This window comes from Serratia sp. K-E0102, from assembly GCF_029962625.1.
Classification (GTDB): domain Bacteria; phylum Pseudomonadota; class Gammaproteobacteria; order Enterobacterales; family Enterobacteriaceae; genus Serratia; species Serratia sarumanii.
In genome coordinates, this window is the sequence record NZ_CP124754.1 from 1,417,677 (window position 1) to 1,443,106 (window position 25,430).

The following is a 25,430-nucleotide window of genomic DNA, read 5'->3' on the forward strand; positions in this document are numbered from 1 at the left end:
GCGGATGATGATTTTTAACGTATTCGGCCGTCTGCTGGGCGTGAAGCGCATCGGGGACGAATGGCGGCTGTTCCGCGTGACGCTGCCGGAGCGCAAGTATGCCCCCAGCTACGATATCGTGCTGCCGGCCGACCTGCGCGAAGAGGAGATCGCCGGCTATCTGGGGGATATTTATCACGAGGCGGCGACGCTGCAGCGGCCGGAGGTGTTTCGCGTCGAATAGCGCGGCGCGTTACTCTTCCGCGTTGCGCGCCATCATGCGGCGTTGATGTTCCTCGCCGGCGGCCTGGATCTCTTCCAGCACCGAGCCGACGTCGGCGCGTTTCAGGGTTTCGCTGAACCGGCCGCTGAGGACGCTGTCCGGCGTCAGGTTGCCTTCCTGATACAGCGCCCAAATCTCTTTGGCGTATTGGCTATCGCGCAGCTCCGGCGCGAACTGGCCGTAATACTCCGCCAGATTGCCGATATCGCGCTCGAACATGCTTTTGGCGTGGTTGTTGGCGGCGGCGTCCACCACCTGCGGCAGATCGATGATCACCGGCCCGTCTTTATCCATCAGCACGTTGAATTCCGACAGGTCGCCGTGGACCAGGCCGGCGCACAGCATGCGCACCGCGTAGTTCATCATCAGGGCGTGATCGGCGCGCGCCTGTTCCGGCGTCAGGATGACATCGCTCAGGCGCGGCGCCACCAGGCCTTCTTCGTCGGTGATCAGCTCCATCAGCAGCACGCCGTCCAGGCAGATATCCGGCTGCGGCACCCGCACCCCGGCCTTGGCCAGCAGATACAGCGCGTCCACTTCGGTGTTTTGCCAGGCTTCTTCCTGCTGCTGGCGGCCGAATTTGGAGCCTTTGCTCATGGCGCGCGCGTCGCGGCTATTGCGCACCTTGCGCCCTTCCTGATAGTGAACGGCCTGCTTGAAGTTGCGCTTCTCGGCCTCTTTGTACACTTTGGCGCAGCGGATCTCATCGCCGCAGCGCACGATAAACACGTCGGCTTCTTTGCCGCTTTTCAACCGGCGGATGACGTCGTCGATTAATCCGTCATCAACCAGCGGCTGGAGTCGTTTTGGAATTTTCATGCAGCCTTGTACCCTATTTAGGCTCCGGTGTGAATGGCTTGCGCAGTTGATAGCGTAAGTTAGACCCGAAAGGCAAACATTAGTTTTGCCGCCGCTGCATCATTGCGCGGCGGCGGGCGCTTACAGGCTGGCGGCCGGCACCCAGACGCTGACGCTGCCGGCGTTGACCGGGAAATGGGCGCTGCCCTGGTCGTCGGTGGTGATTTCCTCCTGACGGTTGCCGAGGAAATCGCGCCAGGCGGTGTGCGCCAGATCGGCTCCCAGCGCGACGGTTTTGCCGCTTTCGCCGCCGTTGGTCAGCACCACCACGCACCCTGGGGTCTCGGCGGTGCCGGCGCGGCTGAAGGCCACGCAGTGGCTGTCGTCGAAGTAGTCGGTTTGCGGGCCGTTGGCGAAACGCTGGCGGGCGGCGATCAGCTTCTCCAGCTCCGGGATCGCCGGCATATCAATCTGGTACTCGCCGCCGTCGCGCCCCTTGTCACGGTAGCTGGCGCCATACAGGTCGGGATAAAACACGCAGGGCACGCCCTGTTCGCGCAGCAGGATCAGCGCGTAGGCCAGCGGTTTGAACCAGGGTTCCACCGGCGCTTCCAGCGACTGCAGCGGCTGGGTGTCGTGGTTGGCGACCAGCGTCACCGCGTGGGCCGGATCGGCGGCGGTCAGGGTATCGGTGAAGATTTGCGCCATGTCGAAGCCGTCGCCCTGTTTCGACGCCTGATGAAACTTCAGGTGCAGCGCCACGTCGAACAGCATCACCTTGCCGTCCACCAACTCGATGTATTGTTGCAGCGCGCTCAGATCGTGCGACCAGTATTCGGCAACGATCAGCAGGTCACGCTGCGCGCTGTCGCGCACGTGATCCGCCCACTCTTTGAAGAACCAGGCGGGAATGTGTTTGGCGGCGTCCAGGCGGAAGCCGTCGCACGGCAGGCTTTCCAACAGCCAGCGCGCCCAGTATTTGAGCTCCTCCGTCACGGCGGTATTGCGGAACTCCACGTCGGCGCCCATCAGATAGTCGTAGTTGCCCTTTTCGTCGTCGACCTGATCGTTCCAGCCGTCGTCGCCATAGTCGTTGGCGATTTTGAACACCCCTTTGTCGTCCGGCTGCTCAACGTAGTCGACGCCGCTGAAGCATTTGTAATCCCAGATAAACTCGGAATGCACGCCCTGGCGGCCGGGAAAGGTGAAGCGGGTGTAGGCCAGCGCGTCGAAGCCCTGGTCGTCGATGTCGTTGCGGTTGTTGGCGTCCACCTTGAACACGTGTACCTGTTCTTTCTCGTCCGCGCCGAGCTTGTGGTTGAACACCACGTCGTAGAGCACCCCCACGCCGTGTTCGCGCAGCGTATTGGCGGCGTGTTCGAGCGCCTCCTTGTCGCCGTATTTGGTGGCCACGCTGCCTTTCTGGTCAAACTCGCCGAGATCGAACAGATCGTAAGTATCGTAGCCGACGGAGTAGCCGCCGGAAGCGCCCTTGCAGGCGGGCGGCAGCCACAGATCGGTGATGCCCAGTTCGGCGAGGTGCGGCGCGCGCTCGGCGGCCTCCTGCCACAGTTTGCCGCCGTCGGGGTAGTACCAGTGGAAGAATTGCAGCAGGGTGGTTTTTTTCGTCATGAGCCAGCGTCCCGGTTAGCCAGAAGGAGAGGAGCAGTTGCCGTTAAAGCATGGGCTACTTTTGGCAAAAGGGACAAGTTTGGCATAGGCGGCCCGAGAAGGCCGCCCGAGAGACGGCTTAACGCTGGCTGGCGTAATGAGGTGAGCGTGGGCCATAAAGAATGGCGCCGTTCTGACCTGTCGCCGATAGCAGGCGGGTGTTGGCGATGGCGCCAACATCAAATCCTTTGTCGCTGATGGTATCGGCGATTTGCGAAATCGCGGCGCTGATCACCATGCCCAGCAGGCCACCGGAGTTGTTGTTGCCTTCGTTGCTGGATGCGGTGGCGGTGCCGGCCCACAGCTGTTTGCCGTTGCGCAGATCGACCAGACGAGCGGCTACGGTAACGCGGGTTTCGCTGCTGATCACCATGTAGCTGGTGCCGTATTGCGTGACATCCAGGTACAGCACGGTGTCGGCGCCGAAAATCTGGTGCAGTTTTTTCGGACTGACGGCGCGGATGTCGTTGGCGTTGGTTAGGCCGTTTTGCAGGAAGGTTTCCTCCACTACAGCGACCGGCAACACATAGTAACCGGCCTCGGCCAGCGGCAAGGTGGCGCTGGCGAGCACGCTGTGGCTGGCTTTGACGTCCGGCGACTGGTTAACCGGCGGCAAGACCAGGATCGACTTCGGCTTGCTCTCATGGAACGCCGCATAGTCATAAGGCGTCTGCTTGGCACAGCCGCTTAGCAACAGGGTGGCGGCAACGGCGAGGAAAGTGAGTACACGTTTCATTTAAAGCTCCCTTTATCCCTGGCCATCAGGAAATTCATAAACGGCGCCGACTCCGGGAACAGCGTTTTTTCCGTGTTGAATTCATTCATGGCTTGTCCGTCGTTGCCGATTTTGCTGTACAGCAGCCCCAGCTGCGCATGCAGACCTGGCGGTACGGCTTTATCCTTGGCGCGGGATTTCTCGACGATCTCTTTCAGCGTGGCGATCTGCTGCTCAGGGCTTTGCCCCTCCTGCTGGTAGTATTGATAGAGAGAAGTCTGGTAGCCATCCCAATTGTAAAGCGTTTTCGGCGCGGCGCAGCCGGCCAGCAGGGTCGCTGCAAACAGCGCCCCGCCCATTTTTTTAGTTATCATCTTTCTGCTTCTATTCCGTTAGTTAGCAGGGCGCCATGCGCCGTTTTCGATACCGGTGACCAGGTTATTGACGGCTTCACGCACGGCCAGATCCAGCACCTTGCCGTTGAGGGTGGAGTCGTAGCTGGCGGTGCCCCCGAAACCGATGATTTCGCGATTGGACAGTTCGTATTCACCGGCACCCTGAGCGGAATAGACGACTTCTGAGGTCTGTACGTTTACGACGTTCAGATTGACTTTGGCGTAAGCGACCTGTGATTTACCACGGCCCAAAATCCCCCACAGCTGATGATCGCCGACTTCTTTACGGCCGAATTCGGTGACATCGCCGGTAATCACATAGTTGGCGCCTTTCAGCGTTTGCGCCTTCCCTTTAATGCCGGCTTCAGTTTTCAACTCTTCCATGTTGGCGCGATCCAGCACGTTGAAACGGCCAGTCTGCTGCAAATGCGTGATCAGGATAGTCTTGGACTGATTGCCCAGCCGATCGACGCCATCGGAGAAGATGCCGTTCATGTAGCTGGATCGGTTGTCGAATTTGCCGACGGCGATAGGGCTGCGTGGGCCCTGATAAGTGGTGTTGTAGGAAGCCACTTTCGGCACTTCCAAAGAGCGGGAGGATTCGGTCGCGCAGCCCGCCAGCAAAGTGACGGAAAGGGCAACGGAACAGACGGCGAGTGATTTTTTCATTGGCATGCGATCTCTCCATGAGCATAAAACAGCGCGGGAGCAACCCGCGCCCGACGTTGACATAACGAACGTTGCCGCCGTTATGGAAACGCCGCGATCCTGCCATGAATATGTAACAAATTACAACAAGATATCGGCATTAATGTCGTTATTAACATTGTTGTAACCCGTTGGAATGCAATGAATTAGTATCGATTTTCTCTTGTCATCACAGCGTTTTCCACGATTGTGCATTTTTTGTCTGGGTTATTGTCTTTTTAATCGCAAACATATGGCCATTAATCCTGAAATATTTTAACTAATCAGTTTGTTGTATTGAGTAATGTTACGTTTTGCATCAACTCCTGTGTTATGCCGGGATTCATGGCGGCTTGATGATCCGTTAAGGTAGTGAAAAATAGGTAACACTATCAACCAAGTGTCATTTTTCATCGGTAGCTAATCGGGGATATCAATTGTGAACATCAGGGATTTCAGAGCATTGGCGCGTAGTTTGGTCAGAGAATTCGGCATGTTGAACAAGCAGAGCAACGGCTCGCGCTTTTCGCCGCTGCAGATCCATCTGATGATCGAAGTCAGCGAGCAGCCGCTGGGCGTCACCGAGCTGGCGGCCCGGCTTTGCATCGACAAGGCCAGCGCCAGCCGGGCGCTGCGCAGCCTGGTGGCCGCCGGCGTGATAGAAACGGTGGATCATCCGGATGACAGGCGGCACAACCTGCATCGGCTGAGTAAAAAGGGCGGCAAGGCGCTGGCCGGCATCGAGAGCGACGCCGACGGTTTTATGCAGGCAGCGCTGGCGCAGTTGGACGACGATGAGCTGGCGAGCACCACGGCGGCGATGAAAAAGATGACCGCGGCGCTGCGCAGCGCGCGCAAACAGCGCGACGCCAACCTGCGGGTGCGGCCGATCGCCGCGCGCGACGATGCGGCGATGGCGGCGATCATTCGCGACGTGTTTCGCGAGTACGGCATGGACAAGATGGAAGGGGTCAGCCTGCACGATCCGGATCTCGATCGGCTGACCGGCTTGTATCGCGACAACGGCGGCCACTACTGGGTGCTGGAGCGGGACGGGCAGGTGGTGGGGGGCGTCGGCATGGCGCCGCTGGCGGGCGAAGAGCCCGGCTATTGCGAGCTGCAGAAACTGTTCTTCAAGCCCGGCGCGCGCGGGCTGGGCATGGCGCGCTATATGGTGGTGCAGGCGCTTAAGGCGGCGCGGGCGGCGGGGTATCGCTACTGCTACCTGGAAACCACCGAACAGTTGAAAGAGGCGATCGGGCTGTACTACGCGCTGGGGTTCACGCTGTTGACGGAACGGCGCGGCAACACCGGCCATCACGGCTGCAACGTGTGCATGCTGAAAAATCTGCAGAACGACGATATGTGAGCGGTTTCAAGGTTAGCGCCCGCGCCTTGTGCCACCCTGTTAACCGTTTGATAACAATCACAACGTTTTATCAGGGAGGAAACTATGTTGGGGGATCCGATGGCGCTGTCCGCGCTGGTCACGCTGGTGGTCATCGCGCTATGGGCCAGCGCCCGCTTACCGGAGTATCTGGTCGCGCTGCTGTTCTTCGCGGCGGTGATGGTGTTGCAGCTGGCGCCCGCCGCAGTGACCTTTTCCGGTTTCGCGTCTTCCGCATTCTGGCTGGTGCTCAGCGGTTTCGTGCTGGGCACCGCCATCCGCAGCACCGGCTTGGCGGATCGCCTGGCCAACCGACTCTTGCCGCACCTGGCCGGCTCCTGGCCGCGCCTGGTGGGCGGCGTGGTGGCGATAAGCTACGCGCTGGCGTTTGTCATGCCTTCCAACATGGGGCGCATTACGCTGCTGATGCCGATCGTCATGGCGTTGGCCGATCGCGCCGGTCTGGCGGAGGGCACGCGCGGCCGCATCGGTTTGGCGCTGGCGGTGGGGTTCGGCACCTTCCAGCTCTCCGCCAGCATCCTGCCGGCCAACGTGCCCAACCTGGTGATGAGCGGCGCGGCGGAAAGCGCCTACGGCAGCCACTTCGCTTATCTCTCTTACCTGCTGTTGCACGCCCCGGTGCTCGGGGTTGCCAAAGGCGCGCTGCTGACGCTGTGCATCTGCGGCCTGTTCCGTGCGCGGCCGCAGCCGGTGGCGGCCGAGGCGGCGCAAACCCCGCTCAGCGCCGCCGAATGGCGGCTGATCGCGCTGTTGGGCGCCACGGTGTTGCTGTGGATGACCGACAGCTGGCACGGCATCGCTCCCGCCTGGATCGGGTTGGCGGCGGCCTGCTTGTGCCTGTTGCCGCGTATCGGGTTTCTCAACGGCGAGCAGTTCGCCGCCGGGGTTAACGTGCGCACCTGCATCTACGTGGCGGGGATCCTGGGGCTGACGGCGCTGGTCAGCCACTCGGGGCTTGGCGATCGGTTGGGCGGTGCGCTGCTGGCGATGATGCCGGATCTGCACGGCAAACCGTTCACCGCATTCGGTTCGCTGGTGGGGATCACCGCATTGCTGAATTTCGTGGTGACCGCCAACGGCGTGCCGGCGCTGTTTACCCCGCTGGCGCAGGCGCTGTCCGCGGGCAGCGGCCTGCCGCTGCTGACGGTGCTGATGACCCAGGTGATCGGTTACGCCACGCCGCTGCTGCCGTATCAGGCTTCGCCGATCGTGGTGGCGATGGGGATGGGCAAAGTGCCGGCGCGCGAAGGGCTGAAGCTGTGCCTGCTGTTGGCCGCGCTCAGCTTTGCGCTGCTGGTGCCGTTGGACTATCTGTGGTTCAGACTGCTGGGGTGGATCCCGTAAACAGCCCCGCGCCGCCGGCAAAACAATCTTCGTCCAGCGTCAGGGTGGCGATTTTATGCACCGGTCCGCGCATGCTGACCTGAAAATCGCCGCTGAAGGCGATCTGCAGTTCGCCGCCAGGCATCCGCACGCTAACCCGATCGCCGACTCGTCCCAACTTGCGCATCACGCTGGCGGCGGCGCAGCTGCTGCTGCCGGAGGCGAGGGTAAAACCGGCACCGCGCTCCCAGATGCCGATGCGCAGCGTCTGGCGATCGACCACTTCCACCAGTTGTACATTGGTGCGTTTCGGGAACAGCGGATGGCGTTCAATCTGCGGTCCGAGCCGATGCACCTGCGCCAGATCCAGTTTCTCCACCGGCACCACGCAGTGCGGGTTGCCCATCGACACCAGCGAAACGCTTAACGTCTCCTCCCTCAGGGGCAGGGGATAGTTCAGCGCCTCCGGCAGATCGATCAAGGCCGGCAGCGCCGCCGGGCTGAAATTGGCGCGCCCCATCTCCACGGTTATCTGATGCGCGTCTTCCGCCACTTGGCAACGCACGTCGCCGCCGGCGGTGTGCACCAGAAACGGCTGATGCCCTACGCGCTCGCTGTCGAACAGATACCGCGCGTAGATACGCAGGCCGTTGCCGCTTTTCTCCGCTTCGGAGCCGTCCGGGTTGATGATGCGCAGGGTGGGATTGACGGCGTCGCCGCTGTCGATCAGCAGGCCGTCGGAACCGATGCCGTAATGCGGGTGGCACAGCAGGCGGATCTGTTCCTGGCTCAGACGATCGGCGACCGAACGGTGGCATACCAGGTAGTCGTTGCCCAGGCCGTGATATTTGTGAAACAGCAGGGGAGTCATGTCGTTGCTCGGCTCAGCAAAAAAAGGTTGCTACAGCTTACAACAGAACGTTGGCGTCAAAACAAACAAAAGGCGGCCTGAGCCGCCCTTTTGCACGATTACCTATCTGGCAATTAATTGTAGATGATCGCGGTACCGTGCAGTTTGTTGTCGCCGGTGGTGGCGATGATCTGGAAGGATTTGGCGCCGGCCGCGTCGGCTTTGGCCGCCAGTTTGTTTTCCAGGCTGCTCAGGTCGGAAGCACCGCTGACGGTAACGACGCCGGCTTTTTGCAGATCGGCCGGTTGAGCGTTGACCAGTTCGGCGGCGAAGCTGCCGAAAGAGACGGAGGCCAGTGCGATGGCGGCGATGGTCATTTTCAGGTTTTTCATGGTCTTATTTCCTATCTATGTTCTTTACGATGTTTGTTTTGTAAGGTCGTTAAATTAATTAACGATCGATAATTTAATGTTAGATGCCGGTTTGACGGATTGCAAGTATTTTTTTAATGCTCGTTAATTAATTTTTTTTGATGCCCTGGCGTCGGGAGCAGAATTTCTCGCGATCCGCTGGATTAATGTCTTGTTATTGATAGATTTCTGCGGTGCCATGCAGCTGGTTGTTACCGCCGGCGCCGATGATGCGGAAGGATTTGGCACCCGCCTGATCGGCTTTGGCGGCCAGGCTGCTTTCCAGCGAGGTCAGATCGGACGCGCCGCTGACGGTGATGACGCCCACTTTCTGCTGGTCTGCCGGTTGGTTCTGGACTAAATCGGCGGCGAAGCTGCCGAAGGAAACGCTGGCCAGAGTGAGAGCTGCTAAGGTTAATTTTAAGTTTTTCATAATGTTAATTCCTTTCCGATAACGGTGAATAAAGGGTTTTAATCCGCTTCGCTAAATTATCTTAACGATCGATAAATAAATGCTAATCGGTTCTCGACGAAGGCGCAATATTTTTTTATAATGATCGTTAATTTATTTGTGCTAACCCTGCCGTGGAGCGGGATAGGAGAGGAACGATGAGCATCAATGAAGAGGTTTGCGGCAAGAAAAGCCGCGGCAGACCGAAACAATTTGATCGCGACCGGGCGCTGGAAAGCGCGCTCGATCTGTTCTGGCGGCACGGTTATGAAGCCACCTCGCTGGCCGATCTGGTGGAAGTGACCGGCGCCAAGGCGCCGACGCTGTATGCGGAATTCGGCAACAAGGAAGGAATGTTCCGCGCGGCGGTGGAACGCTATCTGCAAAAATACACCACCTGCACCAACCAACTGTTGGAGCAAGATCTGCCGGTGGCCGAGATCGTCGAGGCCTACGTGCGCTCTTCCGTTGAAGTGTTTACCGACCCCGATACGCCGTCAGGCTGCTTTATGGTGTGCGCCTCGGCCGCGCTGTCGTCTGCGTCCGACGACGTCGCCCAGATGCTGCGCAGGAAACATCATGCGCAGGAAGCGGCGCTGAAGGCCTGCTTCGATCGCAAGGTGCAGCAGGGCGAACTGCTGGCGAAAACCGACACCACGCTGCTGGCGAAATACGTGATTTGCACCATTGAAGGCATGTCGGTGCAGGCGCGCGAAGGGGCAAGCCGGAGCGATCTGCTGCGGTTGCTGGAGGCGTTGATGCTGGTGTGGCCGCGGCTCAGCCAGATTGGCAATAAGGTATAACAACCGGCCCGGTTTTTACCGGGCCGTGTAACCCATTACTGATTGACCGGGATCACCGCGCCCTGATATTTCTCGCGGATAAAGTCCTGAATCGGTTTGGAGTGCAGCACCTTCACCAGCGCCACGATCTCCGGCTTGTTCACGTCGGCCTGGTGCACGGTGATGATGTTGGCGTACGGGTTGTTTTCGCCGCTTTCGACCGCGATCGGATCTTTGGTCGGGTTCAGCCCGGCGTCGATGGCGTAGTTGGCGTTGATCACCACCGCGTCGCCTTCGTCGTTGTTGTACATCTGCGGCAGCAGCGCGCCCTCAACGTTGGCCTGGAATTTCAGGTGTTTCGGGTTTTCCACCACGTCGGTGATGCGCGCGTCCACTTTGCTCACCCCCGGCTTCAGCTTGATCACGCCTTCCCGCTCAAAAATAGACAGGATGCGGCCTTCTTCCGCCACCGCGTCGCGCATGATGATTTTGCCGTTTTCCGGCAGATCTTTCAGGCTCTTGTACTTCTTCGAGTAGATGCCGATAGGCTCAATATGGATCGCGCCGGCGCTGACGAAGTCGTAGCTCTTGTCGTCGGCGTGGTCTTTCAGCACCGAGTTCAGGTAAGGCACGTGCTGGAAGTAGTTGGCGTCGATGTCGCGGCTGGCCAAGGCGGTGTTCGGCAGGATGTAGTCCTGGAAGCGCTTGATCTGCAGGTCGATGCCTTCCTTCGCCAGTATCGGCTTGGCCTGTTCGAGGATCTCGGCGTGCGGCACGTTGGAGGCGCCGACCACCAGCTTGGTCGCCGCGGCGGCGCCGTAAGAGGCGAGGGTGGCGACGGAGGCGAAAGCCAACATCAGTAGGTGCTTTTTCATCATCGTTTTCCTTGGTTAATTAACGTTTATCGAGCGTTCTTGTCAGGGTGTCGCCGATGAACTGAATGACGAAAACGATCAGCAGAATCGTCAGCGTCGCCACCAGCGTCACGTCACTGTGGTTGCGTTGAAACCCTTCCAGATAGGCCAGGTTGCCCAGGCCGCCGGCGCCGATCACCCCGGCCATCGCGGTGTAGCTCACCAGCGCGATCAGGGTGACGGTGATGCCGGAAACCAGCGCCGGCGAGCTTTCCGGCAGCAATACGCGGAAAATCAGGGTGCGGTTTTTGGCGCCCATCGAGCGCGCCGCTTCGATCACCCCTTTGTCGACCTCGCGCAGCGCGATCTCCACCAGCCGGGCGTAGAACGGCGCCGCGCCGACGATCAGCGCCGGCAGGGCCGCGTCCGCGCCGAGAATGGTGCCGATCAGCGACTTGGTAAACGGGATCAGCAGCACGATCAGAATGATGAACGGAATGGAGCGGAAGACGTTGACCAACACGGAGATCAGCGAGTAGACCGCCCGGTTCTGCCACAGCTGGCCTTTCGAGGTTAAAAACAGCAGCACGCCGAGCACGATGCCCAGCACCAGCGTGGCCAAACCGGCGATGCCGGTCATGTACAGCGTTTCCCAGGTGGCGTCCCACAGTGAGTCCAGGCGCAGGTGGGGGAACAGGGATTCAATCATGTTGGATAACCTCGACGGCGATATCTCTTTCGTGCAGCAGGCTGAGCATGTCGGCGACTTGTTGTTCGTTGCCTTCGGCGTGAATGTACAGTTCGCCGAACGAACCGTTGAGGGTGTGGCTGATCTTGCCGTGCAGAATGTTGATGGTCAGGGCGTAGCGCCGGATCACTTCGGCGATCACCGCCTGATGGGTTTGCACGCCCACGAAGGTCAGCTTGAAAATCGCCCCCGGCAGATGGGCGGTGAGCAGCGGATTGAAGCTCTCTTCGGTATCCGCATACTGCGACACCTGTTTGACGAACTGCCGGGTGATCGGTTGCTGTGGCCGGGTGAACACGTCGAGCACCGGGCCTTCTTCGACGATGCGGCCGTTTTCCATCACCGCCACGCGGTGGCAGATTTTGCGCACCACGTGCATCTCGTGGGTGATCAGCACGATGGTCAATTTCAGCTGGCGGTTGATATCCAGCAGCAGGTCGAGAATGGCGTCGGTGGTCTGCGGATCGAGCGCCGAGGTGGCCTCGTCGCACAGCAGCACGTTCGGGTTATTGGCCAGCGCGCGGGCGATGCCGACGCGCTGTTTCTGGCCGCCGCTGAGCTGCGACGGGTAGGCGTCTTCGCGCCCCTGCAGGCCGACCAGCGCGATCAGTTCCGCCACGCGCGGCGCAATCTGCGCCTTGGGCACGCCGGCGATCTGCATGGAAAAAGCGATGTTTTGGCTGACGGTGCGCGACCACAGCAGGTTGAAGTGCTGAAACACCATGCTGATTTTCAGACGCGCCTGGCGCAGGTGGCTGCCTTTGGCGCGGGCGATATTGAAGCCGCCTACGTCAATGCGGCCGCTGGTGGGCGTTTCCAGGCCGTTAAGCAGGCGGATGAGCGTGCTTTTGCCGGCGCCGCTGTAGCCGATGATGCCGTAAATTTGCCCTGCCTCTACTGCCAGACTGACGTTGTCTACCGCCACGACGCGGCCCTGTGTGCTGTCAAAAGTTTTGCAAACGTTCGAAAGAACGATCATAGCGAAGCGGATCCTTATCGATACATCACAGCATTCCGTCCAGAGCGCGGTGCGCCGGACAGGGATCGTTCGGCTTTTCGGCGGGCACAACCCGGCGGGGAGTGGCGGACGGAACCTCTGTTGCGGGTGAATACCGGGCAATCCTACCGAGGGTTTATAGTGACAGGAAGAATGTAAATTCTATTACTTATTCTGATTTGATATATAAAACGGTGGGTGAAACAGGGGGGGAGAAAACCGGCCGCAGGGCGGCCGGCGGGAGGGCTAGCGTTTGTCCAGCTTCATGTGCAGCAGCGGGAACGGGTTGCCCTGGCCGTCGAGCGGCGAGCGGCCGGTGATGACAAACCCGTAGTGGCGATAGAAACCGCTGGCCTGCGGATTTTGCTCGTTCACGTCCAGCTGCAGCTCATCGTGCAGCGTTTCCGCATGGGTGAGCAGCGCTTTGCCCACCCCTTTGCCGCGCTGATCGGCGTCGATAAACAGCATCTCCACCTTGTTGCCGTTCAGGCCGATAAAGCCGCAGGGGTGCCCCGGCCGCTCTTCGGCCACCCAGACGTTAACCGCCGGCAGGTAGTCGTTCAGCACCAGCGGGAACAGCTGCGCGATGTTGTCTTCGGTTAAAAAATGGTGAGTGGCGCGCACCGAACGCAGCCAGATATCTGCCAATTGCGCGTTGTCTTCCGCCGCGCGTGCTCTGATGGTAATCATCGAACTCTCTGCTATCTAAGTTGGAGGAAAAAAACTAGATAGAGGTTTTGTGGGGTTAGTGCCGAATTAACGTGGGTTAACGCCCTGCAAAGCGCCTCTGCAGTGGATCGAATAGGCCCGCCTTTCTGCCGGCGGTATAATAAATGTAATTCAGTAAGTTAATGCTTTCAACCGCCGCAGGGCGCAATGAGGCGCCCGACGCGTGGTACACTGGCCGCCGGGTGAACAGCGGAGGCAGCAGGATGGAAGCGGTACGCGCAGCGATAGAAAAACAGGTGCTCAGCCTGACCGGGCTGGCGCTCGGCGGCGTCGATTTTGAGAACCCGCCCGGCGATCCGGGCTTGTTCGGCCCGCAGTCGGTCATCTGGCAGGTTCACCGCGATTTCACCCCGATGCTGTGCGGCGGCGTCAGCGCCTTGCTGCTGCAGATGCTGCACCCGCTGGCGCTGGCCGGGGTATGGGATCACTCCAACTTCCGAGAAGATATGATTGGCCGCCTGCGCCGCACCAGCCAGTTCGTGTCGGTTACCACCTTCGGCCCGACCGCCGAGGCGCAGCGGCTGATTGCCAAAGTCAAAGCCATCCATCTGCGGGTGACCGGCGTCGGCAGCGACGGCACGCCTTATGCCGCCAGCGATCCGGCGCTGCTCACCTGGGTGCACGTCGCGGAGAGCAGCCGTTTTCTGGCCAGCCACCTGCGCTACCGCAACCCCCATCTTTCCCGCGATTTGCAGGATCAATACTACCGCGAAGCGGCGCGCGTGGCCGCCGCGCTGGGGGCGACCGCCATCCCTCAGTCCTGCGCGGAGGTCGAAGAGTACCTGCAGGCGATGCGGCCGCAGCTGGTCTGCGATGAACGCACGCAAGAGGTGGCGCGCATTCTGCTGAAGGCGCCGGCGCCGAGCGCATTGGCGCGCCCGCTCGGCGGGGTGGTGATGCAGGCGGGCATCGATCTGTTGCCCGATTGGGCGCAGCGGCAGTTCGGTTTTCATCCGGGCGCGCTGCGGCGGCGGCTGGTGCGAACGGGCGCCGCAGGCCTCGGCAAGGTGCTGGGCGCGTCGATGCGCAACGGCTCCTATCAGCGCGCGGTGCGGCGCATCACTCAGCCGTCATGAGCCACAGCCGCTATAATTAACCTTTGTTTATCTTCGTTTACGGCCGCTTTTGAGACTTTTACGGGTGATCCGGCCAGTAATGCGTTTTACACTTGGGGGCAAAACCACATTCCATTTTTAGCGCGCAGCCGATTCTGCCGCGCCCTGACCCTATTGAGGTGATATGAACGAGTCATACGTACTTGCTGAAGTCAGCAATGAGAACCAGACGCTGGTTGCGGTGGTTCAGCAAGGGAGCAGGGCAGCCTATTTTTATATCTATCCCGCCGAAGCCTACAGCGATCGCTATCAGGTGCGCGCCTGCTGGCTGCGCAACCTGGCCGCCGCGCCGCTGCAGGAAGATCGCGCCGCGCTGGAACAAGGGCAGCCGCCGATGCTGGCGGCGGAGTATTGCCGCAACCTGGAAGGCGAAGCGCCGCTGAACCCGGAAGGGCTGATGGTGGTGTGGAGCGAAAGCGACGACGGCGCGGCCCTGTGGTATTACGGCCAACTGCTGGCGGTGATCCCCGGTTGGAGCCTGTATATCGACCATTCGGTGTGCTATTCCGCCAGCTGCATCAAGGAGAGCCCGCTGGCCTATCCGCTCGGTTCGGCCTCGACCAACACCCAGTATGCGCAGGCGGAGAGCACCCGCCAGTTCTGGCGCAGCTGGCAGCGTGAAGAGGGCAACCCGTGGCCGAAGATGCAGCGCGATTTTCAGGCGCGCTATGAGCCGCATTTCGGCCCTTCGGTGAAGTACTACGCCATCGATCAGGGCAAGTGGCCGCCGATGGCCATCACCCAGCACGAGCGCGACGGCATCTATTACTTCCTCACCATGGGGGTCAGCATCCGGCCGATGCCGTGGGTGGAGATCCTGTTCAACGACGAGGCTTCGCGCTATCGCCGCATGGAGATGGCGATCGCCATCGACAGCCAATACATGACCGAAGACAACGCGGTGCAGATGGCCAGCGCGCTGGCCGGTTTCGCGCATGCGCCGTGGGCGCGGCTGACCTGGATCGGCGAAGGGCATACGCTGGAGTCGGACGTGGCGCCGCTGGGCTACGAGGGCTATATTTTATCGTCGTCCTTCTACCCGCATAACGCGCACCTGACTCTGCCGCAGCAGTACGGCGATCCGGTGAACCTGTTCTGGGCCAGCCCGGTGTTTACCGCCGAGCGGCAGCTGGCGCACGCCACGCCGAACGGCGGGCACGATCTGGTTAACCGGCTGCGGGAGCAGGGCGTCGACCATATTTTCCGCCCGCGCCAGCCGGTGTGCTGACGCCACTTATCTTCTGTTCGGGAGCCGCCATGACCAGCGCGCTGTTGATTATCGATGTGCAGGAAGGATTGTTTACGCCGCCGCCGGCGGATGCCGCGGGCACCGTTGCGCGCATCAATCAGCTGAGCGAGCGCGCACGCCGGGCGGGCGTGCCGGTTGTCGTGATTCAGCATCATACGCCGGACGACGAGCTGCCGCACGGCAGCGCCGCCTGGCAAGTGCTCGCGGCGCTGAAGGTGGCGCCAGGCGATCATCGGGTGGATAAAACCACGCCGGACTCGTTCCTGCGCACCTCACTGGGTGCGTTGCTGATCGCTAACGGCGTATCGCAGCTGGTGGTTTGCGGCTACTCCACGCCGTTTTGCATCGACACCACGGTGCGCAGCGCGGCGGCGCACGGCTATCCGGTGACGCTGGCGGCGGATGCGCATACCTGCCACGACAAACCCTATGCCGACGGTCTGCTGATCCGCACCCACCATAACGAGACGCTGTCGAATATCGACAGCTTCGGCGTGCCGATCCGCGCCGTGCCCGCGGCGGACATTGTGTTCTGAGAACGGAAAAACGGGGGCCTCGGCCCCCGTTCGTTATTTCAGGCCCGCCCGCCGCGCCGCCACCTTGGCCAGCGCCGCCCAGTCCAGATCCGCATCCCCCTGCGCCATCGCGTCGAGGAAGTTGTCTTTCAGCACCCCGGCGAACGGCATCGGCGTATGGCTGTCGGCGCCGGCGGCCAGCGCCAGCCCGACGTCCTTCAGCCCCAGCGCCAGCCGGAACCCGGCGGGGGAATACTTCTCGGCGGCGATCAGCGCGCCATAGCCCTGATAGGCCGGGGCGGCGAAGACGGTGCTACTCAGCATCTGCAGGTAGTCGGCGCCGGACACGCCGTAGTTGCGCACCAGCGCGCTGCCTTCCGCCATCGCTTCAATGGCGCTGGCCAGCGTAAAGTTGGTGGCGATTTTGACCACGTTGGCCTGCGCCGGATCGGCGCCGAAGTGCCAGGTTTTCTGGCCGAGGGCATCGAACAGCGGCTGCGCTTGCTTCAGCCGCTCGCTATCGCCGGCCGCCAGAATATTCAGCTTGCCGGCGGCGGCCACGTCGACCCGCCCCAGCACCGGCGCGGCGAGATAGCCGATGCCGTGTTCCGCATGCAGCGCCGTCAAACGCTTGGCGAGTTCGACCGAGATGGTCGCCATATTGATATGCAGCGCGCCCGGTTTCATCCGTTGCAGCAACCCGCTGTCGACCACCACCTGTTGCGTGGCGGCATCGTCGGCCAGCATGGTGATCAGCACGTCGGCATCGGCCAGCTGTTCCGGCCGTTCTGCCTGCCGCGCGCCGGCGCTCACCAGCGGCTGCGCCGCCTGCGGCGAGCGGTTCCATACCGTTAAGGTGAAGCCCGCTTGCAACAGGTTCGCCGCCATGGCGCTGCCCATCCCACCCAGTCCGGCAAATCCGATCTTCATCATGCGCTCCTTTTTCAGGTTGAAGGTTTTACCCTAGCGCGCCAGGGCAGGAACGCAAATGCCGGAGTGTAACGCCGTCTTACGCGCTATTGACGCGTTGCCGCTGCGGGTATACCTTGATGCCATGAATATATCGATGCACTCCACCCACAATCAGTCATGGTGGCGCCTCTTCTGAGGCGGCACGAGTATTCACATCTCTTATTAATGCCGCCGGTTTGGCGGCATTATTTTGTGTGGCGTTGATCCGGCGGTCTACAGACCTTCAGGAGCACTGTCATGAGTTACACCATTCTTACCGGCGATCGCGCCACCGGCCCACTGCATTTAGGCCACTTCGTCGGCTCGCTGCGCCAGCGCGTGGAACTGCAGCACCAGCATAACCAAACGGTGATGGTGGCGGATCTGCAGGGTCTGACCGACAACGGTAACAACCCGCAAAAAATCAGCGCCAACGTGCTCAACGTGGTGGCCGACTATCTGGCGGTGGGCATCGATCCGCATAAGACCACGATCTGCCTGCAGTCGGCGCTGCCGGCGTTGGCCGAGCTGACGATGTACTACCTTAATCTGGTCAGCGTGGCGCGGCTGGAGCGCAACCCGACGGTGAAAAACGAAATCGCCGAGAAGGATTTCGCCCGCAGCCTGCCGGCCGGTTTTTTGATTTATCCGGTCAGTCAGGCGGCGGACATCACCGCCTTTGGCGCCACCCACGTGCCGGTCGGTGAGGATCAGCTGCCGATGCTGGAGCAAACCAATGAGATCGTGCGGCGTTTCAACCACATCGTCGGCCAACCGATATTAACGGAGTGCCGGCCGCTGTTAAGCAACGTCGGGCGTCTGCCGGGGCTGGACGGGCAGGGCAAGATGTCGAAATCGCGCGGCAACGCCATCCAGCTTGGCGCCGGCGCCGACGAGGTGCACAAGGCGGTGATGAGCATGTTCACCGACCCCGGCCATCTCAACGTCAGCGATCCCGGCCGGGTGGAAGGCAACATGGTGTTCACCTACCTGGACGCCTTCTGCGAAGACACCGCGCTGGTGGCGGATCTGAAGGCGCACTATCGGCGCGGCGGGTTGGGGGACGTGAAAATCAAACGGCTGCTGGAGGATTGCCTGCAGAGCCTGCTCGAGCCGATCCGTGCCCGCCGCGCCGAATTCATCGCCGATAAAGGCGAGCTGACGCGCATCCTGCAGCACGGCACCCGCCGCGCGCATCAGGTCAGCCAGCAGACGCTGCAACAGGTCAAGACGGCGCTGGGGCTGGACTTCTTCACCCTGGCGTGAGGTGAACGCCGGGGCGGCACGCGTCACGCCCCGGCCATAAAACCATCATCCCACTGTCATAAACTTATCCGTTAATAGGTGCCCATAATGATTAGCCACTGAAACCAGAGAAATCATATGGCTCAGGCACTGTTAAAATTGGCACAGCACGACTTTCCAGGGCAGCACGCCGCCGCATCCCGCAAAGTATTGTCGGTAAAGGGACTCGGCAAGGCCTACAAAGCGCAGCAGCGCGTGCTGGATGACATCAATTTCGATCTGCACGCCGGCGAATTCGTGGCGGTGATCGGCCGCTCCGGGGCGGGCAAGTCCACGCTGCTGCATACCCTGAACGGCACCATTCCTTCCAGCTGCGGCGAGATGCTGCACTTCGAAGACGATGGTGTGGCGCAGGATATCGCCCAGCTGGCCGGCCGCCAGATGCGCCAGTGGCGCGCGCGCTGCGGCATGATCTTCCAGGACTTCTGCCTGGTGCCGCGGCTGGACGTGATGACCAACGTGCTGCTGGGCCGCCTGAGCCACACTTCCACTCTGAAATCCTTCTTCAAACTGTTCGATGACGCCGACCGCGCTCGCGCCATCGAGCTGTTGCAGTGGCTCAACATGCTGCCGCACGCGCTGCAGCGCGCCGAGAACCTCTCCGGCGGCCAGATGCAGCGCGTCGCCATCTGCCGCGCGCTGATGCAAAACCCGCAAATCCTGCTGGCCGATGAACCGGTGGCGTCGCTCGATCCGAAAAACACCCGCCGCATCATGGACGCGCTGCAGAAAATCAGCGAAGACGGCATCGCGGTGATGGTGAACCTGCACTCGGTCGAACTGGTGAAAGAGTATTGCTCGCGGGTGATCGGCATCGCCCACGGGAAGATCGTGTTTGACGGGCATCCTTCGCAACTGAACGAACGGATCCTGCACCAGCTGTATGGCGAAGAAGCCAATCAGATCCATTGAAGCACTTTTGACCTTTACCCTTTACACACAAGGCACACCTGATGAAAAAAGTATTGAGTCTGACCACCCTGATGGCCGGCGCGATGATGGTATTTAATGCTGCCGCAGCGGATGCGCCGAAAGAGCTGAACCTGGGCATTCTCGGCGGCCAGAACGCCACCCAGCAGATCGGCGATAACCAGTGCGTGAAGCAGTTCCTGGACAAAGAGCTGAACGTCGATACCAAGCTGCGCAACTCGTCCGACTATTCCGGCGTGATCCAGGGCCTGCTGGGCGGCAAGATTGACCTGGTGCTGAGCATGTCGCCGTCGTCGTTCGCCTCGGTCTACATCAAGGATCCGAAAGCGGTGGACATCGTCGGCATCGCGGTCGACGACGTCGACCAGTCGCGCGGCTACCACTCGGTGGTGGTGGTGAAGGCCGGCAGCCCGTACCAGAAACTGGAAGACCTGAAAGGCAAGGCCATCGGCTTCGCCGATCCGGATTCCACCTCCGGCTTCCTGATCCCGAACCAGGCGTTTAAAAAGCTGTTCGGCGGCACGGTCGACAACAAATACAACAACACCTTCTCCAGCGTCACCTTCTCCGGCGGCCACGAGCAGGACATTCTCGGCGTGTTGAACGGCCAGTTCGAAGGCGCGGTGACCTGGGCGTCGATGATCGGCGACTACAACACCGGCTACACCAGCGGCGCGTTCACCCGCATGATCCGCATGGATCACCCTGACCTGATGAAACAGATCCGCATCATCTGGCAGTCGCCGCTGATCCCGAACGGCCCGATCCTGGTGAGCAACTCGCTGCCGGCCGACTTCAAGGCCAAAGTGGTCACCGCCATCAAGAAGCTGGATAAAGACGATCACCAGTGCTTTATCAAAGCGATGGGCGGCAAGCAGCACATCGGCGACACCACCCTGGCGGAATACCAGACCATCATCGATATGAAGCGCGAGCTGACCAAAGGCGACCGTTAATCCCCTGCTGTCTCGGCCGTCCGAATGAAGGGGTTCAGCGTGCTGAGCCCCTTGTTCCATAAAGATGGAAGACCTCTTTTGAATACCGATTTCGCACACTATTACCAACGGATCCGCAGCAAGCAAAAGCGCGAAGCGCTGCTGTGGTCGCTCGGGCTGGTGGCGCTGTACCTGGGCGCCGGCAACCTCGCCGAGTTCAACCTGCACACCGTTTGGGTGTCTATTCCGCACTTCTTCGACTACCTGGCCGAAACCATTCCGACGCTGCACTGGCCTCTGCTGTTCGCCGACGGGCGCACCGAGGGCTCGCTGGCCTACTGGGGTTACCGCCTGAATATCCAGCTGCCGCTGATCTGGGAGACCCTGCAGCTGGCGCTGGCGGCGACCATTTTCTCGGTGCTGGTGGCGACCGTGCTGGCGTTCTTGGCGGCCGGCAACACCTATACCCCGGCCTCGGTGCGGCTGGCGATCCGCACGCTGGTGGCGTTTTTGCGCACCATGCCGGAGCTGGCGTGGGCGGTGATGTTCGTGATGGCGTTCGGCATCGGCGCTATTCCCGGCTTCCTGGCGCTGGCGCTGCACACCATCGGCAGCCTGACCAAGCTGTTCTACGAATCGATCGAAACCGCCTCCAACAAACCGGTGCGCGGGCTGGCGGCCTGCGGCGCCACGCCGCTGCAGCGCATGCGCTTCGGCCTGTGGCCGCAGGTGAAGCCGGTGTTTCTCTCCTACAGCTTCATGCGGCTGGAGATCAACTTCCGCCAGTCGACCATTTTGGGGCTGGTGGGGGCGGGCGGCATCGGCCAGGAGCTGATGACCAACATTAAACTCGACCGCTACGATCAGGTCAGCATGACGCTGCTGCTGATTATCGTGGTGGTTTCCGTGCTCGACTACGTGTCGGGCGAGCTGCGCAAGCGCGTGGTGGAGGGGGCAAAATGATAGCGGGCACTCCGGCGTCGGCGGAAACGCTGCGCCAGTTGAAACAGCAGCATCCGGCGATCTTCGCGCAGCAGGGGCGCTACCTGCGCACCGTCGGCCTGATAGCATTGGCGATCGTGCTGTACTACGTGTTCTTCTTCCTGGTGTTCGGCATTACCTGGCCGCAGTTTATCAACGGCTGCCAGCAGCTGGGGCGCTATTTCCTGCGCATGTTCGTCTGGCACGACTTCGTCAACTGGCCGTTCATGTACTACTTCCAGCAGATCGGCATCACCATCGCCATCGTGTTCGCCGGCACCATTACCGCGTCGCTGATCGCGCTGCCGCTGTCGTTCTTCGCCGCGCGCAACGTGATGTCGACGCCGCTGCTGCGGCCGATCTCCGTGCTGGTGCGCCGCTTGCTGGACGTGCTGCGCGGCATCGACATGGCGATCTGGGGGCTTATCTTCGTGCGCGCCGTCGGCATGGGGCCGCTGGCCGGGGTGTTGGCGATCGTGATGCAGGACGTCGGGCTGCTGGGCAAACTGTACGCCGAAGGGCACGAGGCGGTGGACAAGTCCCCCAGCCGTGGCCTGACGGCGGTAGGCGCCAACGGGTTGCAGAAGCACCGCTACGGCATCTTCACCCAATCGTTCCCCACCTTCCTGGCGCTCAGCCTGTACCAGATCGAGTCCAACACCCGCTCTGCGGCGGTGCTGGGCTTCGTCGGCGCCGGCGGCATCGGCCTGGTATACGCGGAGAACATGCGGCTGTGGAACTGGGACGTGGTGATGTTCATCACCCTGATCCTGGTGGTGGTGGTGATGATCATGGACAAGGTCTCGTCGATGCTGCGCAACAAGTACATCATCGGCGAAGACATCCCGCTGTATCAGCAAAAAAGCCAAATCGATTGAGAAACCCCTTGCCGATCCCTATACTGCCGCACATTCAAGGTGTGTGGCAGTCATTTCGTTTCGCAATGTGCGCACGTCCCCGTTAGACAAGTAAAGGCAATGCAATCCCATGATGAACAACGACGTGCTGCGCAGTGTGCGCTATATGCTGAGCATTAACAACGCCAAAATGGTCGAGATTATCAAACTGGACGATTTCGAGGTGGCGGTGTCGGCGATGGACGCTTACGTGATCAAAGAAGGCGAGCCGGGCTACGAGAAGTGCCCGGACGAAGTGATGGCGCACTTCCTCAACGGCCTGGTGTTCTTCAAGCGCGGCAAGGACGACAAGTTCCCGGCGCCGGCGGTTGAACTGCCAATCACCAATAACCTGGTGCTGAAAAAGCTGCGCGTGGCGTTTGAGCTGAAAGACACCGATATGCACCAGATCTTCACCGCGGTGGACTTCCGTATCTCCAAGCCGGAGCTGAGCGCGCTGTTCCGCAAAGAGGGCACCAAGAACTACCGCCCGTGCGGCGATCAGATGCTGCGCTACTTCCTCAAAGGGCTGGCGCAGCGCGTTCGCGGCGAGTAACGCGCAGCGTTCACCGAACATCGGGCGCAATCGCAAGGTTGCGCCTTTTTTATTGCCGTTCTCTCTCGCCCGCCGTTGTTGTACTGGCCCTCAGCCATCCGCCATCGATGGTGGGCGTGCCGCCCCTCCGGTTACTTTCTCATGGTCAATTCAATCCCCCCAACCATGAGGAAAGCAGGATGCCAACCATCACGAAAACCCAATCACTTTACACGTTGACCCGGCCGGTCTGGCTGGATGCGGCAGGCATGAGCAAGGGCATCGACCACGATCGTCAGCACCTGGGCATCATTCTCGCCGCCGGGCAGGTGCTGCGAGTGCGGCAGACCAACGCGGCGTTTACCGGCAAGCTCACGCTGCGCTTGCTGAATGACGACAGCAAAACGGAGGCTGAATTCAGCGTCGGCGCGAGCTGGGTCGAGGCCCAGGTCAATGCCGTCTCGGTGCCGTTTATCGATACGCCGTACGGGCAGGGCGAACCGGCGCTGGAGTTCGAGTATCCGGACACGGCGAAAGCGCTGCCGGTTTATCGCCGTGGCGAAAACGAAGCCGCATTCTTCGCCCGCTGGGACGATCGGGACGCCGAGTTTGCGCTGGTCGATGCGGAATACGCGGTATTGCTGGTGCCGAAAATCAGTAAACCGGCGCTGAAGTCGCTGGGCGAAGCGAAAAACATCGACGGGCTGATCGCCTACTATGACCGCATTTTCACCTTCTACAATGCGCTGACCGGTGTCTCGTTCGAGGCCGAACACGAATCCGATCGCAATATTCGCAACCGCTACTTTATGAAGGCCGATAAACACGGCGCCGGCGCCGCGTATTACGGCGGGCGCTGGACGGCGGAAACCAGCAACTCGGTCAGCAGCTTCTGGCTGACGCCGAAAGACAGCAACTGGGGCAGCCTGCATGAGATTGCGCACGGCTATCAGGGGCACTTTATGGGCGACAAATATTTCTCCACCGGTGAGATGTGGAACAATATTTACGCCGCTTGCTATCAGGACGTGATGCTGGGAGAGCGCAAATACCAGGAAGGGTGGCTGTATAACTACGGCAACGCGGCCGGCGTCGAGAAGAAAATCGTCGATCTGATCGCTCAGGGCACGCCGCTCAACCAGTGGGATCTGCGCTCCAAGCTGTTCTTCGCGATGCTGATGGTCGACAAGGCAGGCAAGAACGCCTTCACGCACTTTAACCAGCAGTATCGCCAAAGCTGCAATACGCCGGGCTTCGTGCCGTCCGAACATGCCTTGCTGGATCTGCTGTCGGCAAGCTTCGCCGCGGCCGGCGAGCAAATCGACGTGACGCCGTTCGTCGAGCTGACCGGCGGCGTGATCACCCAAACGCAGCGCGATCTCAACGCGTTCAGCCACGCCAAGGCGGTGTATCCGCTGTATCAACTGGTGGATGCGCAGAGTTTGCCGGCGGTGCAGGCACAGCTGAAGCTGGATTCCTCCCTGCGCCTGGTCGATTCCTCTCAGCTCAAGGCGAGCGGCCTGAAAGGCGATGTCGCCCTGAGTCTGGATATCGATGACTTTGCGCAGATCTACGGTGAGGATCTGGTGCTGATGGAAGGGGCGCGCTATGCCCACAAGGTCCGTATCGACGCGCCGACCCTGGCCCTGAATGCGTTGCCGATCGGCGTGTACACCCTGCGGTTACCGACCGGCAAGGATCGCAAATATCGGCCAACGGCGGGTTACCTGACGGTGAAGCAGGGGAAAAACGCGGTAACGCTTCGCTTCGAACGCAAAGCCGCTTCGCCGATCGTTTCACAGGAGATCGCTCTGTTGGGCCTGAGCGATGCGGTCTTCGCCACCGTGGTCGTCGATCGCGCCAAGGGCGCAGTGGTGGTTGACGTGACCAGTACCACGCCGCATTCCTACTTCCCCGGTGAAACCTATGCCCGAGTGACGCTGCGCGATCGGCAGGGCGCGGTGCGCTTCACTAAGGAGATTCAGGGCACTCAGGCTACGTTAAGTCATGACGAGCTGCCGTTTGCCGAGGGCGATGACATCGAGATTTACCATGTGGAGCCGAGCCGGGTGCGCTTGAATCCGGCGGCGGCCGGCGTCATCGACAACAAAAACAAAACCAACGTGCTGCGTATCGAAAAAAGCGGGCTGAAAAATCCGGCGTTGCCCGGCGATCCCGAGCAAGCGCTGCTGGCGCGCCTGGAACAGGCGGCGCAGCGTTTGCGCCGCCTGCTGCCGGCTTACTACGCGCCGTCGTCGTCGTTCAAGGACGATATTTATCTGGCGATCGGAACCTTCGCCGAGCCGCAGCGCGAGTCGCTGTTGGCGACCTATCGGGATTGCCTGCCGGCCGACAATACGCCGCCGGACGCTAACGTCGGCAATGCGTTTACCGTGGTTTGCAAAGGGATCGGCGATCGCCAGTTTCTGACCGGCGCCGTCGATCTGGTGAAGAAAACCGTGACCGTGACGCTGGCGGCGGGGATTGCCCACCACTACTTTGCCGACAGCTACGCCTTCCTCAGCGTGACGGATGCGGACGGTAACACCTTGCTCAGCTACGACGTCATCGGCAGCCAAAATCAGCCGGCTAAAACCTGGGTGCTGCCGCTGTCAGGCTATGGCGGTGAGGTGATCCATCTGCGGCATGAAGAGCCGGACAACCGTCTGGCGATCGTCAACGAGATGCAGCACGTGCGGTTGGCGGAGAAGGGCAAGCAACAGACCTACTGCATTACCTCGATCGGTTTGAAACGTATCAACGACTGATCCACATCCCCCTCCCGGGGCGGCGAGCGTCGTCGCCCCGGTTTTCCTCTGCATCATCCCCTTATTGCACTCTTTTTGTTCTCCCGCTGCGCGCCGTTGGTGCAGCCCATTCGCCGCCGTCGTCATAAGTTTTAATTATAATTTATTGAAATCATGAGATTAAAAATTGG

Annotated in this window: 27 protein-coding genes; 14 read left to right on the top strand and 13 right to left on the bottom strand. The window is 60.8% G+C overall.

From position 1 onward, the window contains the following. Positions 1-4: 4 nt before the first annotated feature. Positions 5-223 (top strand): hypothetical protein, encoded by a 219-nt coding sequence (locus SSARUM2_RS06805; RefSeq protein WP_033647021.1) that lies wholly within the window; start codon positions 5-7, stop codon positions 221-223. Between the two features lie 9 nt (positions 224-232). Here SSARUM2_RS06805 and SSARUM2_RS06810 read toward each other — a convergent pair whose 3' ends face one another. From SSARUM2_RS06810 to SSARUM2_RS06830, 5 genes are all read right to left on the bottom strand, one after another. Next, complete coding sequence (locus SSARUM2_RS06810) at positions 233-1,081, bottom strand: PA4780 family RIO1-like protein kinase (protein ID WP_033637570.1); 849 nt, start codon at positions 1,079-1,081, stop codon at positions 233-235. A 120-nt stretch (positions 1,082-1,201) separates the two neighbouring features. Continuing rightward, positions 1,202-2,692 (bottom strand): alpha-amylase, encoded by a 1,491-nt coding sequence (amyA, locus tag SSARUM2_RS06815; RefSeq protein WP_060452739.1) that lies wholly within the window; start codon positions 2,690-2,692, stop codon positions 1,202-1,204. Positions 2,693-2,810: 118 nt separating this feature from the next. Then, positions 2,811-3,467, bottom strand: coding sequence for a DUF799 domain-containing protein (locus tag SSARUM2_RS06820; protein WP_033647017.1), 657 nt, complete (start codon positions 3,465-3,467; stop codon positions 2,811-2,813). Continuing rightward, a complete protein-coding gene (locus SSARUM2_RS06825; RefSeq protein WP_033637573.1) occupies positions 3,464-3,820 on the bottom strand; it encodes a DUF4810 domain-containing protein in 357 nt (118 codons plus the stop codon). The genes SSARUM2_RS06820 and SSARUM2_RS06825 overlap by 4 nt, the downstream gene beginning before the upstream one ends. 18 nt (positions 3,821-3,838) lie before the next feature. After that, positions 3,839-4,510, bottom strand: a complete 672-nt coding sequence (locus SSARUM2_RS06830; protein ID WP_033647014.1) for a CsgG/HfaB family protein — start codon at positions 4,508-4,510, stop codon at positions 3,839-3,841. Between the two features lie 481 nt (positions 4,511-4,991). Between SSARUM2_RS06830 and SSARUM2_RS06835 the strand changes: the two genes are divergently transcribed. Further along, positions 4,992-5,897 (top strand): helix-turn-helix domain-containing GNAT family N-acetyltransferase, encoded by a 906-nt coding sequence (locus SSARUM2_RS06835; RefSeq protein ID WP_033647012.1) that lies wholly within the window; start codon positions 4,992-4,994, stop codon positions 5,895-5,897. A gap of 84 nt (positions 5,898-5,981) precedes the next feature. After that, positions 5,982-7,280, top strand: a complete 1,299-nt coding sequence (locus SSARUM2_RS06840) for an SLC13 family permease (RefSeq protein ID WP_060452740.1) — start codon at positions 5,982-5,984, stop codon at positions 7,278-7,280. Here SSARUM2_RS06840 and dapF read toward each other — a convergent pair. The 3 genes from dapF to SSARUM2_RS06855 all read right to left on the bottom strand — a co-directional run bounded on the left by dapF (position 7,255) and on the right by SSARUM2_RS06855 (position 8,952). After that, the gene (dapF, locus tag SSARUM2_RS06845) at positions 7,255-8,130 is read right to left on the bottom strand and encodes a diaminopimelate epimerase (protein ID WP_047568715.1); all 876 of its coding nucleotides are present in this window, start codon (positions 8,128-8,130) and stop codon (positions 7,255-7,257) included. The two genes, SSARUM2_RS06840 and dapF, sit on opposite strands and share 26 nt — an antisense overlap. A gap of 113 nt (positions 8,131-8,243) precedes the next feature. Beyond that, complete coding sequence (locus SSARUM2_RS06850; protein ID WP_004939517.1) at positions 8,244-8,501, bottom strand: YdgH/BhsA/McbA-like domain containing protein; 258 nt, start codon at positions 8,499-8,501, stop codon at positions 8,244-8,246. A 193-nt stretch (positions 8,502-8,694) separates the two neighbouring features. After that, positions 8,695-8,952, bottom strand: coding sequence for a DUF1471 domain-containing protein (locus SSARUM2_RS06855; protein ID WP_033637578.1), 258 nt, complete (start codon positions 8,950-8,952; stop codon positions 8,695-8,697). A 176-nt stretch (positions 8,953-9,128) separates the two neighbouring features. Here SSARUM2_RS06855 and SSARUM2_RS06860 point away from each other — a divergent pair, with 176 nt between their 5' ends. Next, positions 9,129-9,773, top strand: a complete 645-nt coding sequence (locus SSARUM2_RS06860) for a TetR/AcrR family transcriptional regulator (RefSeq protein ID WP_033637579.1) — start codon at positions 9,129-9,131, stop codon at positions 9,771-9,773. 35 nt (positions 9,774-9,808) lie between these two features. Here the strand turns inward: SSARUM2_RS06860 and SSARUM2_RS06865 are convergent, their stop codons facing one another. The 4 genes from SSARUM2_RS06865 to SSARUM2_RS06880 all read right to left on the bottom strand — a co-directional run bounded on the left by SSARUM2_RS06865 (position 9,809) and on the right by SSARUM2_RS06880 (position 13,041). Beyond that, entirely contained in the window at positions 9,809-10,627 is an 819-nt protein-coding gene (locus tag SSARUM2_RS06865) for a MetQ/NlpA family ABC transporter substrate-binding protein (protein WP_033653453.1), read from the bottom strand. A 19-nt stretch (positions 10,628-10,646) separates the two neighbouring features. Beyond that, complete coding sequence (locus tag SSARUM2_RS06870) at positions 10,647-11,315, bottom strand: methionine ABC transporter permease (protein ID WP_033653452.1); 669 nt, start codon at positions 11,313-11,315, stop codon at positions 10,647-10,649. Beyond that, a complete protein-coding gene (locus SSARUM2_RS06875; RefSeq protein WP_060452742.1) occupies positions 11,308-12,333 on the bottom strand; it encodes a methionine ABC transporter ATP-binding protein in 1,026 nt (341 codons plus the stop codon). Before SSARUM2_RS06875 ends, SSARUM2_RS06870 begins: the two co-directional genes overlap by 8 nt. Positions 12,334-12,597: 264 nt before the next feature. Further along, the gene (locus SSARUM2_RS06880; RefSeq protein ID WP_015377088.1) at positions 12,598-13,041 is read right to left on the bottom strand and encodes an acetyltransferase; all 444 of its coding nucleotides are present in this window, start codon (positions 13,039-13,041) and stop codon (positions 12,598-12,600) included. 242 nt (positions 13,042-13,283) lie between these two features. On the opposite strand from SSARUM2_RS06880, the gene SSARUM2_RS06885 reads away from it, so the two are divergent. The 3 genes from SSARUM2_RS06885 (at position 13,284) to SSARUM2_RS06895 (ending at position 15,980) form a co-directional block, all read left to right on the top strand. After that, positions 13,284-14,156, top strand: coding sequence for an oxygenase MpaB family protein (locus SSARUM2_RS06885; protein ID WP_004939498.1), 873 nt, complete (start codon positions 13,284-13,286; stop codon positions 14,154-14,156). 163 nt (positions 14,157-14,319) lie between these two features. Beyond that, the gene (locus tag SSARUM2_RS06890) at positions 14,320-15,423 is read left to right on the top strand and encodes a suppressor of fused domain protein (RefSeq protein ID WP_033653450.1); all 1,104 of its coding nucleotides are present in this window, start codon (positions 14,320-14,322) and stop codon (positions 15,421-15,423) included. A gap of 29 nt (positions 15,424-15,452) precedes the next feature. Further along, positions 15,453-15,980: a cysteine hydrolase family protein gene (locus SSARUM2_RS06895; RefSeq protein ID WP_060452743.1), complete on the top strand. Its 528-nt coding sequence runs from the start codon at positions 15,453-15,455 to the stop codon at positions 15,978-15,980. 33 nt (positions 15,981-16,013) lie between these two features. Here SSARUM2_RS06895 and SSARUM2_RS06900 read toward each other — a convergent pair whose 3' ends face one another. Beyond that, positions 16,014-16,889, bottom strand: coding sequence for an NAD(P)-dependent oxidoreductase (locus SSARUM2_RS06900; RefSeq protein ID WP_060452744.1), 876 nt, complete (start codon positions 16,887-16,889; stop codon positions 16,014-16,016). Between the two features lie 279 nt (positions 16,890-17,168). Here SSARUM2_RS06900 and trpS point away from each other — a divergent pair, with 279 nt between their 5' ends. The 7 genes from trpS (at position 17,169) to SSARUM2_RS06935 (ending at position 25,260) form a co-directional block, all read left to right on the top strand. Further along, positions 17,169-18,176 (top strand): tryptophan--tRNA ligase, encoded by a 1,008-nt coding sequence (gene trpS / locus SSARUM2_RS06905; protein ID WP_041034039.1) that lies wholly within the window; start codon positions 17,169-17,171, stop codon positions 18,174-18,176. Between the two features lie 117 nt (positions 18,177-18,293). Then, a complete protein-coding gene (gene phnC / locus SSARUM2_RS06910; RefSeq protein ID WP_041034041.1) occupies positions 18,294-19,127 on the top strand; it encodes a phosphonate ABC transporter ATP-binding protein in 834 nt (277 codons plus the stop codon). 41 nt (positions 19,128-19,168) lie between these two features. Further along, entirely contained in the window at positions 19,169-20,101 is a 933-nt protein-coding gene (gene phnD / locus SSARUM2_RS06915; protein WP_025302014.1) for a phosphonate ABC transporter substrate-binding protein, read from the top strand. 78 nt (positions 20,102-20,179) lie between these two features. Next, positions 20,180-21,043, top strand: a complete 864-nt coding sequence (phnE, locus tag SSARUM2_RS06920; protein ID WP_033637590.1) for a phosphonate ABC transporter, permease protein PhnE — start codon at positions 20,180-20,182, stop codon at positions 21,041-21,043. Beyond that, positions 21,040-21,939, top strand: coding sequence for a phosphonate ABC transporter, permease protein PhnE (gene phnE, locus SSARUM2_RS06925; RefSeq protein WP_033637591.1), 900 nt, complete (start codon positions 21,040-21,042; stop codon positions 21,937-21,939). Before phnE (SSARUM2_RS06920) ends, phnE (SSARUM2_RS06925) begins: the two co-directional genes overlap by 4 nt. Positions 21,940-22,048: 109 nt before the next feature. Then, the gene (locus SSARUM2_RS06930) at positions 22,049-22,513 is read left to right on the top strand and encodes a DUF1456 family protein (RefSeq protein WP_004939471.1); all 465 of its coding nucleotides are present in this window, start codon (positions 22,049-22,051) and stop codon (positions 22,511-22,513) included. A 179-nt stretch (positions 22,514-22,692) separates the two neighbouring features. Then, positions 22,693-25,260: a putative mucin/carbohydrate-binding domain-containing protein gene (locus SSARUM2_RS06935; protein WP_041034047.1), complete on the top strand. Its 2,568-nt coding sequence runs from the start codon at positions 22,693-22,695 to the stop codon at positions 25,258-25,260. The last annotated feature ends 170 nt before the right edge of the window (positions 25,261-25,430 follow it).

Bases quoted from the DNA above. Each gene is read 5' to 3' on its own strand.
- trpS (WP_041034039.1), top strand. From the start codon at position 17,169: ATGAGTTACACCATTCTTACCGGCGATCGCGCCACCGGCCCACTGCAT.
- phnC (WP_041034041.1), top strand. From the start codon at position 18,294: ATGGCTCAGGCACTGTTAAAATTGGCACAGCACGACTTTCCAGGGCAG.
- SSARUM2_RS06930 (WP_004939471.1), top strand. From the start codon at position 22,049: ATGATGAACAACGACGTGCTGCGCAGTGTGCGCTATATGCTGAGCATT.
- SSARUM2_RS06885 (WP_004939498.1), top strand. From the start codon at position 13,284: ATGGAAGCGGTACGCGCAGCGATAGAAAAACAGGTGCTCAGCCTGACC.
- SSARUM2_RS06895 (WP_060452743.1), top strand. From the start codon at position 15,453: ATGACCAGCGCGCTGTTGATTATCGATGTGCAGGAAGGATTGTTTACG.
- phnD (WP_025302014.1), top strand. From the start codon at position 19,169: ATGAAAAAAGTATTGAGTCTGACCACCCTGATGGCCGGCGCGATGATG.
- SSARUM2_RS06850 (WP_004939517.1), bottom strand. From the start codon at position 8,501: ATGAAAAACCTGAAAATGACCATCGCCGCCATCGCACTGGCCTCCGTC.
- dapF (WP_047568715.1), bottom strand. From the start codon at position 8,130: ATGACTCCCCTGCTGTTTCACAAATATCACGGCCTGGGCAACGACTAC.
- phnE (WP_033637591.1), top strand. From the start codon at position 21,040: ATGATAGCGGGCACTCCGGCGTCGGCGGAAACGCTGCGCCAGTTGAAA.
- SSARUM2_RS06865 (WP_033653453.1), bottom strand. From the start codon at position 10,627: ATGAAAAAGCACCTACTGATGTTGGCTTTCGCCTCCGTCGCCACCCTC.
- SSARUM2_RS06820 (WP_033647017.1), bottom strand. From the start codon at position 3,467: ATGAAACGTGTACTCACTTTCCTCGCCGTTGCCGCCACCCTGTTGCTA.
- SSARUM2_RS06840 (WP_060452740.1), top strand. From the start codon at position 5,982: ATGTTGGGGGATCCGATGGCGCTGTCCGCGCTGGTCACGCTGGTGGTC.
- SSARUM2_RS06805 (WP_033647021.1), top strand. From the start codon at position 5: ATGATGATTTTTAACGTATTCGGCCGTCTGCTGGGCGTGAAGCGCATC.
- SSARUM2_RS06860 (WP_033637579.1), top strand. From the start codon at position 9,129: ATGAGCATCAATGAAGAGGTTTGCGGCAAGAAAAGCCGCGGCAGACCG.
- SSARUM2_RS06810 (WP_033637570.1), bottom strand. From the start codon at position 1,081: ATGAAAATTCCAAAACGACTCCAGCCGCTGGTTGATGACGGATTAATC.
- amyA (WP_060452739.1), bottom strand. From the start codon at position 2,692: ATGACGAAAAAAACCACCCTGCTGCAATTCTTCCACTGGTACTACCCC.
- SSARUM2_RS06875 (WP_060452742.1), bottom strand. From the start codon at position 12,333: ATGATCGTTCTTTCGAACGTTTGCAAAACTTTTGACAGCACACAGGGC.
- SSARUM2_RS06935 (WP_041034047.1), top strand. From the start codon at position 22,693: ATGCCAACCATCACGAAAACCCAATCACTTTACACGTTGACCCGGCCG.
- SSARUM2_RS06830 (WP_033647014.1), bottom strand. From the start codon at position 4,510: ATGAAAAAATCACTCGCCGTCTGTTCCGTTGCCCTTTCCGTCACTTTG.
- SSARUM2_RS06825 (WP_033637573.1), bottom strand. From the start codon at position 3,820: ATGATAACTAAAAAAATGGGCGGGGCGCTGTTTGCAGCGACCCTGCTG.
- SSARUM2_RS06855 (WP_033637578.1), bottom strand. From the start codon at position 8,952: ATGAAAAACTTAAAATTAACCTTAGCAGCTCTCACTCTGGCCAGCGTT.
- SSARUM2_RS06900 (WP_060452744.1), bottom strand. From the start codon at position 16,889: ATGAAGATCGGATTTGCCGGACTGGGTGGGATGGGCAGCGCCATGGCG.
- SSARUM2_RS06870 (WP_033653452.1), bottom strand. From the start codon at position 11,315: ATGATTGAATCCCTGTTCCCCCACCTGCGCCTGGACTCACTGTGGGAC.
- SSARUM2_RS06890 (WP_033653450.1), top strand. From the start codon at position 14,320: ATGAACGAGTCATACGTACTTGCTGAAGTCAGCAATGAGAACCAGACG.
- SSARUM2_RS06880 (WP_015377088.1), bottom strand. From the start codon at position 13,041: ATGATTACCATCAGAGCACGCGCGGCGGAAGACAACGCGCAATTGGCA.